This window comes from Methylobacterium carpenticola, from assembly GCF_042748905.1.
Taxonomy (GTDB): Bacteria; Pseudomonadota; Alphaproteobacteria; order Rhizobiales; family Beijerinckiaceae; genus Methylobacterium; species Methylobacterium carpenticola.
Map to the genome: position 1 here is coordinate 3,672,850 of NZ_JBHZEO010000001.1, position 14,042 is coordinate 3,686,891.

The 14,042-nt window shown below is 71.2% G+C and carries 13 protein-coding genes and 1 pseudogene; 10 read left to right on the plus strand and 4 right to left on the minus strand.

Annotated elements, in window-relative coordinates; genetic code table 11:
* Positions 1-28 precede the first annotated feature (28 nt).
* The 3 genes from ACE101_RS17270 to ACE101_RS17280 are packed head-to-tail and all read right to left on the minus strand — an operon-like array spanning position 29 to position 3,423.
* The gene (locus ACE101_RS17270) at positions 29-961 is read right to left on the minus strand and encodes an ABC transporter permease (protein WP_379131838.1); all 933 of its coding nucleotides are present in this window, start codon (positions 959-961) and stop codon (positions 29-31) included.
* Positions 958-1,872, minus strand: coding sequence for an ABC transporter permease (locus tag ACE101_RS17275; protein WP_379131841.1), 915 nt, complete (start codon positions 1,870-1,872; stop codon positions 958-960). Before ACE101_RS17275 ends, ACE101_RS17270 begins: the two co-directional genes overlap by 4 nt.
* 9 nt (positions 1,873-1,881) lie before the next feature.
* A complete protein-coding gene (locus ACE101_RS17280) occupies positions 1,882-3,423 on the minus strand; it encodes an ABC transporter substrate-binding protein (RefSeq protein ID WP_379131844.1) in 1,542 nt (513 codons plus the stop codon).
* A gap of 177 nt (positions 3,424-3,600) precedes the next feature.
* On the opposite strand from ACE101_RS17280, the gene ACE101_RS17285 reads away from it, so the two are divergent.
* Positions 3,601-4,506, plus strand: coding sequence for a LysR family transcriptional regulator (locus tag ACE101_RS17285; RefSeq protein WP_379131846.1), 906 nt, complete (start codon positions 3,601-3,603; stop codon positions 4,504-4,506).
* 138 nt (positions 4,507-4,644) lie between these two features.
* On the opposite strand, the gene ACE101_RS17290 is transcribed toward ACE101_RS17285, so the two are convergent.
* A complete protein-coding gene (locus tag ACE101_RS17290; protein WP_379131848.1) occupies positions 4,645-5,349 on the minus strand; it encodes a GntR family transcriptional regulator in 705 nt (234 codons plus the stop codon).
* A gap of 253 nt (positions 5,350-5,602) precedes the next feature.
* Here ACE101_RS17290 and ACE101_RS17295 point away from each other — a divergent pair, with 253 nt between their 5' ends.
* The 9 genes and pseudogenes from ACE101_RS17295 to ACE101_RS17335 form a co-directional block, all read left to right on the plus strand.
* Positions 5,603-6,295 (plus strand): ABC transporter ATP-binding protein, encoded by a 693-nt coding sequence (locus tag ACE101_RS17295; protein ID WP_379131851.1) that lies wholly within the window; start codon positions 5,603-5,605, stop codon positions 6,293-6,295.
* Entirely contained in the window at positions 6,288-7,028 is a 741-nt protein-coding gene (locus ACE101_RS17300) for an ABC transporter ATP-binding protein (protein WP_379131853.1), read from the plus strand. Before ACE101_RS17295 ends, ACE101_RS17300 begins: the two co-directional genes overlap by 8 nt.
* Before the next feature lie 80 nt (positions 7,029-7,108).
* Positions 7,109-8,344 (plus strand): ABC transporter substrate-binding protein, encoded by a 1,236-nt coding sequence (locus ACE101_RS17305; protein WP_379131856.1) that lies wholly within the window; start codon positions 7,109-7,111, stop codon positions 8,342-8,344.
* A gap of 139 nt (positions 8,345-8,483) precedes the next feature.
* Positions 8,484-9,389, plus strand: a complete 906-nt coding sequence (locus ACE101_RS17310) for a branched-chain amino acid ABC transporter permease (RefSeq protein WP_379131859.1) — start codon at positions 8,484-8,486, stop codon at positions 9,387-9,389.
* An 83-nt stretch (positions 9,390-9,472) separates the two neighbouring features.
* Positions 9,473-10,453 (plus strand): branched-chain amino acid ABC transporter permease, encoded by a 981-nt coding sequence (locus ACE101_RS17315; RefSeq protein WP_379138750.1) that lies wholly within the window; start codon positions 9,473-9,475, stop codon positions 10,451-10,453.
* Between the two features lie 92 nt (positions 10,454-10,545).
* On the plus strand, positions 10,546-11,442 hold the full coding sequence (locus tag ACE101_RS17320) for a dihydrodipicolinate synthase family protein (RefSeq protein ID WP_379131862.1): 897 nt from the start codon (positions 10,546-10,548) through the stop codon (positions 11,440-11,442).
* A gap of 10 nt (positions 11,443-11,452) precedes the next feature.
* Positions 11,453-12,688: an NAD(P)/FAD-dependent oxidoreductase gene (locus ACE101_RS17325; RefSeq protein ID WP_379131864.1), complete on the plus strand. Its 1,236-nt coding sequence runs from the start codon at positions 11,453-11,455 to the stop codon at positions 12,686-12,688.
* 29 nt (positions 12,689-12,717) lie between these two features.
* Positions 12,718-13,719 carry a 4-hydroxyproline epimerase gene (locus ACE101_RS17330; protein ID WP_379131867.1) on the plus strand — a complete coding sequence of 334 codons (1,002 nt, stop codon included), beginning with the start codon at positions 12,718-12,720 and terminating at the stop codon, positions 13,717-13,719.
* Between the two features lie 28 nt (positions 13,720-13,747).
* Positions 13,748-13,992 (plus strand): annotated as a pseudogene (locus ACE101_RS17335) (M20/M25/M40 family metallo-hydrolase); the annotation flags it as partial.
* Positions 13,993-14,042 lie beyond the last annotated feature (50 nt).

Genomic DNA, 14,042 nt, shown 5'->3' on the forward strand with positions numbered 1-14,042 from the left:
TCGGGATGCGGGAGGGGCGGGCGCCGCGCTAGCGGCGCCCCTCGGGGGCGGTGATGTCGCGCAGGCCGTCGCCGAGCAGGTTGATGGCGAGCACGAGGAGGAGGAGCGCCACGCCCGGGATGGTGATCACCCAGGGCTGGAACAGCATGTACGGCTTGCCCTCGGCGATCATCAGACCCCAGGAGGGCAGGGGCGGCTGCACCCCGAGGCCGAGGAAGGAGAGGGCGGCTTCGAGCAGGATCGCGTGCGCCATCTCCAGCGTCGCCACCACGATGAGGGCGTTGAGGATGTTGGGCAGGATCTCCTGCAGCAGGATCCGCGCGGTGGTGAAGCCCGCGGCCTCCGCCGCCGCCACGAAGTCCTGGCTGCGCACCTGCCGGGTCGCGGCCCGGGTGACCACCGCGAAGCGGTCCCACAGGAGCAGGCCGAGCACCAGCACCACGACCTTGAGCGAGCCGCCGACCAGGGCCGCCATGGCGAGCGCCACCAGCACCACGGGGAGCGCGAGGCGCGTGGTGACGATGTAGCTCACCACCGCGTCGACCCGGCCGCCGAAATAGCCGGCGAGGATGCCGAGCGTGGTGCCGATCAGGCCGGAGATCAGCGCCGCCGAGAGGCCGATCAGCAACGAGATCTGGCTGCCGTAGATCAGGCGGCTGAGATAGTCGCGCCCGAGCTTGTCGGTGCCGAGCACGTGCTCCCAGGTGCCCTTGGCCTGCCAGACCGGCGGGATCAGCCGGCGCGAGACGTCCTGCGCGTAGGGGTCGTGGGGTGCGATGAGCGGCGCCGCGACGGCCGCGAGCAGGATGAGGCCGAGCAGCACGGCCCCGATCATGAAGCCCGCATGGGTCAGGCCGCGCCGCAGCACGATGGCGGTGGGCGAGCGCACGGCGGGCAGCGCGTCGGCCGCCGGGGCGGACAGGCCGGTCTCGGCCGGAGGGGAGGAGGTGGGAGCGATCATTGGCGCAGCCGCGGATCGAGGAAGGCGTTGAGGAGATCGGCGGCGAGCGTCAGCGCGATGTAGATCATCGCCAGCACCAGCACGATCGCCTGGACCACCGGGAAGTCGTTGCGGGCGATCGATTCCCAGGCGAGCTGGCCGAGGCCCTGCAGGGAGAACACCGCCTCGACCACGATCGAGCCGCCGAGCATGAAGCCGAACTGCACCGCCGCGAGCGCGATCACCGGGATCACGGCGTTGCGCAGGGCATGGCGGATCAGGACCTTGCGCGGCGGCAGGCCCTTGGCGCGGGCGGTGCGCACGAAGTCGGAGGAGAGCACCTCCAGCATGCCGTTGCGGGTGAGGCGCATCACCGCCGGCATGGCGTAGTAGCCGAGCGCCACCGCCGGCAGCACGAAGTGCTTCCAGGTGGCGTTGCCCGAGACCGGCAGCCAGCGCAGGTTCACGGCGAAGACCGTGATCAGGGCGAGGCCGAACCAGAAGGTCGGCATCGCCTGCCCCAGCACCGACACGAACAGGGCCGCCCGGTCGATCCAGGTGTCGCGGCGCACCGCCGCCAGCACGCCGAGCGGGATCGCCACGAACAAGGCCACCGCGAGGGCGACGACGCCGAGCGTCAGCGTCACCGGCATCCGCGCCGCGATCAGGTCGGAGACCCGCTCGCGGAAGTAGAACGAATGCCCGAAATCGAGGTGCAGCGCGTTCCAGGCCCAGGTGGCGAACTGCGTGAGGAGCGGCTGGTCGAGCCCGTACTGGACCCGGATCGCCTCGATCTGGGTGCTGGTCGCCTCCGGCCCGGCGATCGCGGTGGCGAGGTCGCCGGAGAGGTGGAGCAGCATGAAGCTCGCCACCGAGACGGTGACGGCCACGCTGAGCGCCACCAGGAGGCGGCGCAGGGCGAAGCGGAGCATCTCAGGCCCTCACTTCCACGAGGCGGCGTAGAAGCGCGGCACCTCGTCGGGCTGCGCCGTGAAGTTCAGGTCCTGCGTGAAGGCGTAGTTCGACGGGTAGGAGAACATCGGCAGGGCGTAGGCCTCGCCCGCGATGCGCGAGAGGGCCTCGCGGTACTTCGCCTTGCGGCCCTCCGGATCGCCCGCCGTGTCGCCGGCCTGGAGCGCCGCGATGGTGGCCGGGTCCTTGGTCAGGTCCTCGTCGCCGCCGCGGAAATACACGCCCGTGAAGGCCGAGACGTCGTTGACCGAGAACGAGCCCCAGGTCTGGAAGCCGATCGAGACCTTGCCGCCGCGCAGGGCGTCGCGGAAGGCGGCGTAGCGCAGGTAGTTGAGGCGCGCCTTGATGCCCACCGCCCGCAGGTAGCCGATCACCGCCTCCGCGTATTCGCGCTCGCGATAGGCCGCGAGGTCGATCTCGAACCCGTCCGGATAACCGGCCTCCTTGAGGAGCGCCTTGGCCTTGGCGGGATCGTAGGCGTAACGCTGCGCGCCCTCGTCGACGCAGCCGAACTGCCCGACGAAGCAGAGCACGTTCATCACCCGGGCGCCGCCCCGCACGAGGTTGTCGACCATGGCCTGGCGGTCGATGGCGTAGGAGATCGCCTGGCGCACCCGCTTGTCCTTGAGCGGCGACTTCTCCGTCGCCCGGCCCGCCACGTCGAATTGCAGGAAGCCGACCCGCATGGTCTCGGCGCTCAGCACCGTGACGCCGGGGGCCGTCCGCAATTGGTCGGCCTGGTCGCCCGGCACGCGCCAGATCCAGTCGATGCCGCCGGTGACGAGTTCCGCCATGCGGCTGTCGCCGTCCGGGATGACGCGGAATTCGAGCTTGCCGATCTTCGGCTTCGCGATCGGGCCGCCGGTCCAGTACTTCTCGAAGCGCTCCAGCTTCACGCCGCGCCCGCTGTCGACGCTGACGATCCGGTAGGGGCCGGTGCCGACCGGCGCCTTGGCGAAGCCGTCGAGCCCGACCTTCTTGAAGTAGGCGGCCGGGAAGATCGGGGTCGGGCCGGCGAGGTATTCGAGGGCGGCCGGGAACGGGGCCTTGAGGTGGATGCGCACCGTGTGCGCATCGACCACCTCGGTGGACTTCATCCAGTCCACGTTCTGCTTGGTGACGGTGCGGGCCTCGGGCGTCAGCACGTAGTTGAAGGTGAAGGCCACGTCCTCGGGGGTGAGGGCATCGCCGTTGTGGAAGGTCACGCCCTCGCGGATGGTCAGTTCCAGGGTGACCGGATCGACCCATTTCCAGGCGGTGGCCAGCATCGGCTGGTACTGCCCGGTGGCGGGATCCCGGTAGATCAGCGTGTCCCAGGCGTTGCGGGCCAGGATCACGCCCTCGCGGGCGCTGTTGTGATAGGGGCTGACGTTCTCGGGCTCGCTGTCGGAGGCGTAGACCAGGGTGTCGTTGGCCTTGCCGGCGAGCGCCGGGGCGGCCGTTCCGGCGAGCAGCAGGGCCGCGAGGGCCCCGGCGGTGAGGGAAGAGGCCGCGAAGGTCTGTCTCAGCATGTCTGAATCGCCCCTGGAACGCGGCCCCGGTGCCCGGCTGCCATCCGCCCGAGCTGTGCCGCTTTTTTGACCCTGCCAGGATGTTGTGCAGAAGCGATCGCAGCAAGTAGAATTTGGCGATGTGATCGTTGCCGATTCGGCAACGGAGCGGACCGAGGATCGGACCGGGGAGCGGGGATGCAGCCGACGAGCCTGCGGTATTTCCTGGCGGTCGCACGCACGGGCTCGATCGCCGCGGCGAGCGCGCAGCTCAATGTCGCCGCCTCGGCGATCAGCCGCCAGATCGCGAATCTCGAATTCGAGCTGGATTGCGTGCTGTTCGAGCGGCGCCCGCGCGGGATGGTGCCGAGCCCGGCCGGCGAGCTGCTGGCGCAGCACGCCCATCAGGTGCTGATGCGCAGCGATCAGGTCGTCAGCGAGATCCGCGAGTTGCAGGGGCTCGCCCGCGGGCTGATCCGGCTGGCGAGTTCGGAGGGTTTCGCCCTCGACCTGCTGCCCAACGCCGTCGCGGAGTTCCACGCGCGCCATCCGGGCATCCGCTTCGAACTCGCGGTCCTGCCGCCCGCGCAGGTGACCCAGGTGGTCGTCGCGGGCGACGCCGATATCGGCGTGACCTTCGCGACCGATCCGGCCGCGCCGGTGCACGTGGCCTATGAGACCCGGCTGCCGATGATCGCGGTCGCGGCTCCCGGCCATCCGCTCGCGGGGGCGCCGCTGCTGCGGCTCGCCGATCTCACCGCCCACCCGATCGCCCTGCCGACCCGCGACACCACGGCCCGCCGCACCTTCGACGCCGCCTGCGCGGCGGAGGGCATCACGGTCGAGCCGACCCTCACCGCCAACAATCTCTGGGCGCTGCTGCCCTTCGTGCGGCGCTCGCGCGGCCTCGCGGTGATGGCCGCCCTCACGGTGCAGACGCCCCTGCGGCACGGGGATCTGGTGGCGATCCCGATCCACGCCCATGGCGGGCTGATGCGCGGCATCCAGGTCCAGACCATGCGCGAGCGGCGCCTGCCGCACGCCGTGCAGGCCTTCCTGCGCGAACTCGTCGCCGCCCTGCCGCTGGCCGGGGAGGGGAGCTGATCCGGCCTCCGCTTTGATCAAGCGGAGGCCTTGTCATACGGTTTCCGGATGATCGCTTCGCGATGCGGAAACCGGCCTCGCTCAGGCGCCGCGCGGGCTCATGATACGGTTTCCGAAAGTGATCGTCCGGAAACCGTATCACCCCGCCGCGGACTTGCGGTAGATCGCGATCAGCGAATGGCCCGCATGCTCCACGTGGCTGCGCAGCAGGTTGGCGGCGGCGGCGATCTCGCCCGCCTCGCACAGATCGAGGATCGTGGTGTGCTCCCTGTCGGCCCGCGCCACGTCGCCGGTGAGCGAGAGCTGAAGGCGGGTCGGGCGGTCGCAATCCTGAAGCAGCCCCGAGACGATGGCGAGCGAGCGCGGCCGCCCGGCATGGCGCAGCAGGCCGAGGTGGAAGCGCCGGTTCAGCTCGCCCCACTGGTCGATCTGCCCGGCCGTGAGGGCGGCGCTGTACTCGTCGCGCAACGCGCGCAGCTCCCGGTAATCCTCGCCCGTGAGGTGGCGGGCCGACAGGATCAGCAGCTGCGGCTCCAGCAGGGTGCGCAGCTGGAAGATGTCCTCGATCTCCTCCACCGAGAGGTCGGAGACGACTGCCCCCCGGTGCGGCATGATCCTGACGAGCCCGCTCGCTTCGAGCTGGAGGAGGGCCTCGCGCACCGGGATCCGGCTGATCCCGAACTCCTCCGCCAGGGCGTCCTGGCGCAGCTGCGTGCCCGGGGCGAGGTCGCCGCCGAGGATCCGCTCGCGCAGGGCCTCGGCCACCGCCGCCGAGACGGTCTTGTGGCGCAGGCCGTCCCGGCCGGCCCGGGCAGGCTTCTCGATCGCCGATCCTGAACTCACGCCACGTCTCCGTTCCGCGTATATTTTATACGTCAATTCAGTCGTCCGCCATCCCGGCTTGCGGTGCAGGGCGGCGCATCCTCGACCCTGAACTCGGTACCGGCCGACCGCGCCGATGGTCGGCTTCGATTGTCGCTTGACCGAGTGCAGATTTTATACAATCTACGAACCGGGATTGGCAAGGAAGCGGGCCGTGTCGGAGATCGCCCTCGAGACCCTCGGTCTGACCTAGTCGTTCGGCGGCTTCACCGCCGTGCGCGACGTCGCCCTGCGCATCCGCCGCCACGCGATCCACGCGCTGATCGGGCCGAACGGCGCGGGCAAGACCACCGTCTTCAACCTGCTGACCAAGTTCCATGCCCCGACGCGCGGGCAGATCCTCTACGAGGGCACCGACATCACGGCGGAATCCTCCGCCGCCACGGCCCGGCGCGGCCTCGTGCGCTCGTTCCAGATCTCGGCGACCTTCCCGCACCTCACCGTGCGCGAGAACGTCCGGGTGGCGCTCCAGCGGCGGCTCGGCACGCAGTTCCACTTCTGGCGCTCGTCGCGCTCGCTCACGGCGCTGGACGAGGAGGTGATGGGGCTGCTCGCCGAGGTCGGGCTCACCGACGCGGTCGAGACCAAGGCCGCCGACCTGCCCTACGGCCGCAAGCGCACCCTCGAACTCGCCACCACGCTCGCCCTCGATCCGGCCTTCCTGCTCCTCGACGAACCGACGCAGGGCATGGCGATCGACGACGTCGACCGGGTCAAGCGCCTGATCCGCCGCATCGCCCGCGGGCGCACGGTCCTGATGGTCGAGCACAACATGGCGGTGGTCTCGGACCTCTGCGACACGATCACGGTGCTCCAGCGGGGCGAGATCCTGGCCGAGGGGTCCTACGCCGCGGTCTCGCAGGATCCGGCGGTGCGGGCCGCCTATCTCGGGGGCGGGCATGGCTGAGGCAGGTTTGGCTGAGGCAGGTTCGGCCGGGCGCCCGGTCGTCCTCGAAACCCGCGGCCTCGAAGCGTGGTACGGCGAGAGCCACGTGCTGCACGGCGTCGACCTGACGGTGCGCGAGGGCGAGTGCATCACGCTCCTCGGCCGCAACGGGGCCGGGCGCACCACCACCCTCAAGGCGATCCTCGGGCTCACCGACCGGCGGGCCGGCTCGGTGCGGGTGCGGGGCGCGGAGGTGATCCGGCTGCCGCCCCACCGCGTCGCCCGGCTCGGAATCGGCTACTGCCCGGAGGAGCGCGGCGTCTACCGGACGCTGACCACGCAGGAGAACCTCACCCTGCTGCCGCGGCTCGGCGAGGCGGGCCTGCCGCTCGCCGAGGTGCTGGCGATGTTTCCGAACCTCGCGGAGCGGGCCGACAGCTACGGCGGGCTCCTCTCGGGGGGCGAGCAGCAGATGCTGGCGCTCGGCCGCATCCTCACCACCGGCGCCCGCATCCTGCTCCTCGACGAGATCACCGAGGGGCTGGCGCCGGTGATCGTGGAGGCGCTCGGCCGCGCGGTGGCGCTGCTCAAGGCCCGCGGCTTCACCATCGTGCTGGTCGAGCAGAACTTCCACTTCGCCCGCCACCTCGCCGACCGCCACTACGTGGTGGAGCACGGCCGCATCGCCGCGGAGATCGCCGCCGACGCGGTCGAGGCCCGCGAGGAGGAGGTCGGCCGGCTGCTCGGCCTGTGACGGGTTCCGCGGGAGCCGTCTCCCGCGTCGCGTTCAGTGTGGCGTCCCATCCAACGAAGCGGATCGAACAGGAGGCGGGAATGCGGTCGCGTGTGGGTCAGTCGGTCAGGGCTTGCGTGCTCGGGGTCTCGCTCGCGGCGCTCGCCGCCACGGGCGGCCGGGCCGCCGAGGCGGTCAGCGACGGGGTCGTGAGGATCGGCATCCTCAACGACCTCTCGGGCATCTACTCCGACTTCACCGGCCGCGGCTCGGCGGTGGCGGCGCAGATCGCCATCGACGAGATGGGCGGCAAGGTGCTCGGCGCTCCGGTCGAGCTGGTGGCCGCCGACCACCAGAACAAGCCCGACATCGCCGCCAACCTCGCCCGCGAGTGGTTCGATCAGGGCAAGGTCGACATGATCGCGGACTTCCCGACCTCCTCGACGGCGCTCGCCGTGATGGAGATCGCCAAGCAGAAGAACCGCGTGACCATGCTCTCGGCCGGCGTCGCCATGGCGGCGATCACCGAGAAATGCTCGCCGCTCAACGCGCAGTGGATGGTCAACACCTACGCGCTCGCCGCGGGCACCGCCAAGGCGCTGATGCAGGCGGGCAAGAAGTCCTGGTACTTCGTCACCGCCGACTACACCTTCGGCCACTCCCTGGAGAAGGACGCCGCCGCGGTGGTGGAGTCCGAGGGCGGCAAGGTGCTGGGCACCTCCCGGCATCCCTTCCCGGGCGGCGACTTCTCCTCCTACATGCTGAAGGCGCAGGGCACGGGCGCCCAGGTGATCGCGCTCGCGAATGCCGGCAGCGACACCATCAACGCCATCAAGCAGGCCGCCGAGTACGGCATCGGCCGCAGCGAGAAGCAGGTCATCGCCCCGCTCCTCACCTACATCACCGACGTGAAAAGCCTCGGCCTCGCCAAGGCCCAGGACATGTACCTGACGGAAGCCTTCTACTGGGATTACGACGACCGCTCGCGGGCCTTCGCGGAGAAGTACTTCGCGAAGATGAAGCGGATGCCGAGCGCCTCGCAGGCGGCGGTGTACTCGGCGGCGCTGAGCTACCTGAAGGCGATCCAGGCCGTCGGCACCGACGAGGCCGGGGCGGTGATGAAGCAGTTGCGCAGCATGACCATCGACGACGCGGTGATCCGCAACGGCCGCCTGCGGCCGGACGGCGCCCTCGTGCACGACCTCCTGCTGCTCCAGGTCAAGAAGCCGGCCGACTCGAAGCGCGACTGGGACTTCTACACCGTGAAGGCCGTGCTCAAGGGCGACGACGTCTATCCGAAGCCGAGCGACGCCTGCCCGCTGAACGCCAAGGGCTGAAGCGGGGCGCCTCTCTCCTCTCCCAAATGGGAGAGGCGCCTCGTCCGACCTCCGGACAGCCATGCGCGTGCGGGGAGAGGGTCGGCTCACACACCGGAGCGTGAACCGCACGCCGTCCATCCATGCCGTCGAGGTCCCCATGCCGGACATCACCCTCCAGGCCTTCCTGGCCCAGCTCACCATCGGGCTCATCGGGGGCTGCTTCTACGCCATGCTCAGCATGGGGCTCGCGATCATCTTCGGGCTCCTCAACATCATCAACTTCACCCACGGGGCGCAGTTCATGATGGCGGCCTTCCTGGCCTGGATCGGGCTCACCCAGCTCGGCCCCTGGCTCGGCCAGCCCGATTTCCAGGTGAATTTCTGGCTCGCGCTCCTGCTCGCGCCGCTCTGCGTGGCGGCCTTCGGGATGCTGATCGAGCGCACCCTGCTGCGGCGGCTCTACCATCTCGACCATCTCTACGGGCTGCTCCTGACCTTCGGCGTCGCCCTGGTGATGGAGGGCGGCTTCCGCTACGCCTTCGGCGTCTCGGGCCAGGGCTACGAGCCGCCGGAGATCCTCCAGGGCCCGGTCGATGTCGGCTTCATGCTGCTGCCGAAGTACCGCCTGTTCGTGGTCGCGGCCTCGCTGCTGATCTGCCTCGCCACGTGGTACCTGTTCGAGCGCACCAAGCTCGGCGCCTATCTGCGCGCCGGCACCGAGAATCCGCGCCTGCTCCAGTCCTTCGGCATCAACGTGCCGGTGATGATCACGCTCACCTACGGCTTCGGGGTCGCCCTCGCCGGCCTCGCCGGGGTGCTGGCGGCGCCGATCATGCAGATCACGCCGCTGATGGGCGGCAGCCTGCTCAACATCGTCTTCGCCGTGGTGGTGATCGGCGGCCTCGGCTCGATCCTCGGCTCCATGGTGACGGGCCTGAGCCTCGGCCTGATCGAGGGGCTCACCAAGGTGATCTACCCGGAGGCCTCGACCGTGGTGATCTTCGTGATCATGGCGGCGGCGCTGCTGGTGCGGCCGGCCGGCCTGTTCGGCCGCGAAGCGTGAGGGCCGCCATGTCCGACACCGCCATGTCCGACACCGCCATGTCCGACACCGCCATGTCCGATACCGCCAGCGCCCGGACGTCCCTGTCCCCGACCCTGAGGATCTTCGGCGCCCTCGTCCTCGCCGCCTGCGCGGTGCCCCTGGTGCCGGGCCTGATCTACCCGATCTTCGTCATGAAGGTGATGTGCTACGGGCTGTTCGCCTGCGCCTTCAACCTGCTGCTCGGCTTCACCGGGCTCGTCTCCTTCGCGCACGCGGCCTTCCTCGGCACGGCGGGCTACGTCACCGGCGCGCTGATGATCCGCTTCGGCGCCCATCCGCTCGGGATGCCGGTGGCCTTCCTCGCCGGCATCGCGGCCGCTGCCCTCGTCGGCTTCGCGATCCGGCGGCGCGGCATCTACTTCGCGATGATCACGCTCGCCCTCTCGCAGATCGTCTCCTTCGCGGCGGTGCAGTTCCGCTGGACCGGGGGCGAGGACGGGCTCCAGGGCATCCCGCGCGGCACGCTGTTCGGCCTCGTCGCCCTCTCCTCCGACACGGCGATGTACTATCTCACCCTCGCGCTGTTCGCGGCGGGCTTCCTGTTCGTCTACCGGGTGGTGCATTCGCCCTTCGGCCAGATCCTCCAGGCGGTGCGGGACAACGAGGCGCGCGCCACCTCGCTCGGCTACGACACCGACCGCTTCAAGCTGATCGCCTTCGTGCTCTCGGCGGCGGTGGCGGGCTATGCGGGCGCCCTCAAGGCCCTGGTGTTCCAGCTCGTCTCGCTCAACGACGTCTCGCTCCACACCTCCACCGAGGTGGTGCTGATGACGCTGCTCGGCGGCGTCGGCACCCTGTTCGGACCCCTCGTCGGCGCCGCCCTGGTGGTCGGCCTGCAGAACTACCTCGCCACGATCGGCGACCTCGTCACCGTGGTGATCGGTCTGATCTTCATCCTCTGCGTGTCGTTCTTCCGGCGCGGCGTGGTCGGCGAGCTGCTGCACTGGCGCGCCCGTCCGCGGCGCCGGATGCAGGCCGCGCCGGAGACGCCGCCCGCCGCCGCGGCCGCGAAGGCCGCCTGACCGCCCCTTTCCTCCGCCGCGCCCGCGAGGCCGGGGCGCGGCCGATCCTCGTCTCCCGGCCGATACCGATCGATCGAAGAAGGACCAGCCCCATGTGGACAGGTGTCATCCCCGCCGTCACGACCAAGTTCACGCCCGATGGCGACCTCGACCATGCCGAGATGGAGCGCTGCTTCGCGCTGCAGCTCGATGCGGGCTGCGACGGGATCATCGTCTGCGGCTCCCTCGGCGAAGGGCCGATGCTGTCGCAGGACGAGCGCCTCGCGGTGCTGAAGACCGCCCAGGGCGTGGCGGGCCGGAAGCCCGTGCTGCTCACGGTCTCCGAGGCCGGCACCCGCGAGGCCTGCGCGCTCGCCGCCAAGGCCGCCAAGGCCGGGGCCTCGGGCCTGATGGTGGTGCCGAGCCCGATCTACCACACCGACGAGGCCGAGACCGTCGCCACCCTGCGCGCGGTGGCCGCCGCGGGCGACCTGCCGGTGATGATCTACTCGAACCGGGTCGCCTACCGGGTCGACGTCACGCCCCGGATCATGGAGGCGCTGGCCGACGACGCGCGCTTCGTGGCGATCAAGGAATCCTCCGACGACATCCGCCGCACCACCGAGATCTTCAACCTCCTCGGCGACCGCTACGCCGTTCTCACCGGGGTGGACAACCTCGCCTTCGAGGCGCTGAGCGTCGGCGCGGTGGGCTGGGTCGCGGGCCTCGTCTGCGCCTTCCCGGAGGAGACGGTGGCGATCTACCGGCTGGTCAAGGCCGGGCGCCTGGCCGAGGCCCTGGAGATCTACCGCTGGTTCCGCCCGCTCCTCGACCTCGACGTCTCGACCTACCTCGTCCAGAACATCAAGCTCGCGGAGGCGCTCGCCATCGGCTCGACGGAGCACGTGCGGGCACCGCGCCGTCCGCTCGCCGGGGCGCGCCGGGCCGAGGTCGAGGCCGTGGTGCGCCACGCGCTGGAGCGCCGCCCCGCCCTCAAGCGCGCCGCGTGACCGCTCGCGCATGAGGGACGTCGCGGTGGTCGGGGCCGGCATCGTCGGCCTCGCCTGCGCCTTCCATCTCCAGCGGGCGGGATGGCGCGTGCGCCTCATCGAGCGCGGCGGCGTCGCCGAGGGGGCGAGCTTCGGCAATGCCGGGGCGCTCGCCTTCACGGACGTGCTGCCCCTCGCCTCGCCGGGAATCCTGCGCAAGGCGCCGGGCTGGTGCCTCGATCCGCTGGGCCCGCTCGCCCTGCCGCCCGCCGACCTGCCGCGGATCGCTCCCTGGCTGCTGCGGTTCTGGCGGGCGAGCCGGCCCGACCGCTACCGGCGCTCGCTCGCGGTCCAGGCCGGGCTGATGCGCGTCTCCGCCGCGGCCATGGAGGCGATGGTCACCGATGCCGGCCTCGCCGGGCGCCTGCGCCAGGACGGCAACCTCCAGCTCTACGAGAGCGAGGCGGAACTCGCCGCCTCGCTGCCCGGCTGGGAGGCGCGGGTCCGCGAGGGCATCGCCTTCGCGCATGTCCGCGGCGAGGCGCTCGCCGCCCTGCAGCCCGGCCTGTCGCCGCGTTTCGTCGCCGGCACCTTCACGCCGCACTGGAAGACGGTCGATGACCCCTACCGGTTCGCCTGCGCGCTGCACGCCGCGCTGATGGCCGGCGGCGCCGCGCTGGAGCGCGGCGAGGTGGCCGAGATCGCCCCGGCGGAGGCGGGCGTGCGCCTGACCCTCGCGGATGGCCGCACGCTCGCGGCCGACGCCGCCGTGCTGGCGGCGGGGGCATGGTCGAAGGGGCTGGCGCGCCGCCTCGGCGACCGCGTGCCCCTCGACACCGAGCGGGGCTACAACACCACCCTGCCGGCGGACGCGTTCGACCTGCGCCGCCAGCTCACCTTCGGGGGCCACGGCTTCGTGGTGACGCCCCTCGCGAGCGGGATCCGGGTCGGCGGGGCCGTCGAGTTCGGCGGGCTCGACCGCCCGCCGAACTTCGCCCGGGCGGACGCGATGCTCGGCAAGGCGGCCCGGTTCCTGCCCGGCCTGCGCGTGGAGGGCGGGCGGCGCTGGATGGGCTTTCGCCCGTCCCTGCCCGACAGCCTGCCGGTGATCGGCCCATCGCGGGCGAGCCCGCGCGTGGTCTACGCCTTCGGGCACGGCCATCTCGGCCTGACGCAGAGCGCCGGCACCGGCCGCCTCGTCGCCGACCTGCTCGCCGGGCGCCCCCCGGCCATCCCGCTCGCGCCGCTGCGGGCGGACCGGTTCTAGAGTGCGGAGCGGCACGGGAGGATCGCGCCATGGCACGCCACAGCTTCTTCTGCATCGACGGCCACACCTGCGGGAACCCGGTGCGCCTCGTGGCCGGGGGCGGGCCCGTCCTCTCGGGCGCCACCATGATCGAGAAGCGCGCCCACTTCCTGGCCGAGTACGATTGGATCCGCACCGGCCTGATGTTCGAGCCGCGGGGCCACGACATGATGTCGGGCTCGATCCTCTATCCGCCGACCCGGCCCGATTGCGACGTCGCGATCCTGTTCATCGAGACCTCGGGCTGCCTGCCCATGTGCGGGCACGGCACCATCGGCACCGTCACGATGGCGATCGAGCACGGGCTCATCCGGCCGAAGACCCCCGGCACGCTGCGCCTCGACACGCCGGCCGGCCTCGTGGTGGCGACCTACCGGCAGGAGGGCGAGCACGTGGAGGAGGTGCGGATCGTCAACGTGCCGTCCTACCTGCACGCGCGCGGCCTCACGGCGGAATGCCCGGATCTCGGCGAGATCACCGTGGACGTGGCTTATGGCGGGAACTTCTACGCCATCGTCGAGCCGCAGGGAGCCTATCGCGACATGGCGGATTTCGGCGCGGGCGACCTCGTGCGCATGAGCCGGGGCCTGCGCCGGGCGCTCAACGAACGCGACGCGCCGGTCCACCCGGAGAAGCCGGAGATCCGCGGGATCAGCCACATCCTGTGGACCGGGCGGCCCACGGTGGCGGGGGCGCAGGCCCGCAACGCGGTGTTCTACGGCGAGAAGGCCATCGACCGCTCGCCCTGCGGCACCGGCACCTCGGCCCGCATGGCGCAGCTCGCCGCCACCGGCCGGCTCGGCATCGGCGACGATTTCGTCCACGAGAGCATCATCGGCTCCCTGTTCCGCGGCCGGGTCGTGGCGGAGGCGCAGGTCGGCGAGAACCCGGCGATCGTCCCCTCGATCGGCGGCTGGGCCCGCATGACCGGCCTCAACACGATCTTCATCGACGATCGCGACCCCTTCGCGCGGGGATTCACCGTAACCTGAACCCGATCGGGGCGGGCACGAGGCCGTCCTCTCCTCCTCCCCGGCCCTCGGCCTTCCCGACGATGCGCCGCTGCGCGGGCTGACCGAGGCCCTCGCCGGCCGCCAGGCGCAAGGGGCGGTGAGCTACGGCACCGAGGCCGGGCTGTACCAAGCAGCCGGGATCCCCGCGATCATCTGCGGGCCGGGTTCGATCACGCAGGCCCACAAGCCCGACGGGTTATCGCCGCGGCCGATCTCGCGGCTTGCTGCGCGATGCTGGAGCGCCTCGCCGCCCATCTCGGATCGAGGCCGGGCGCCAGCGCCGCACTTGTTCCGCCGCGGCG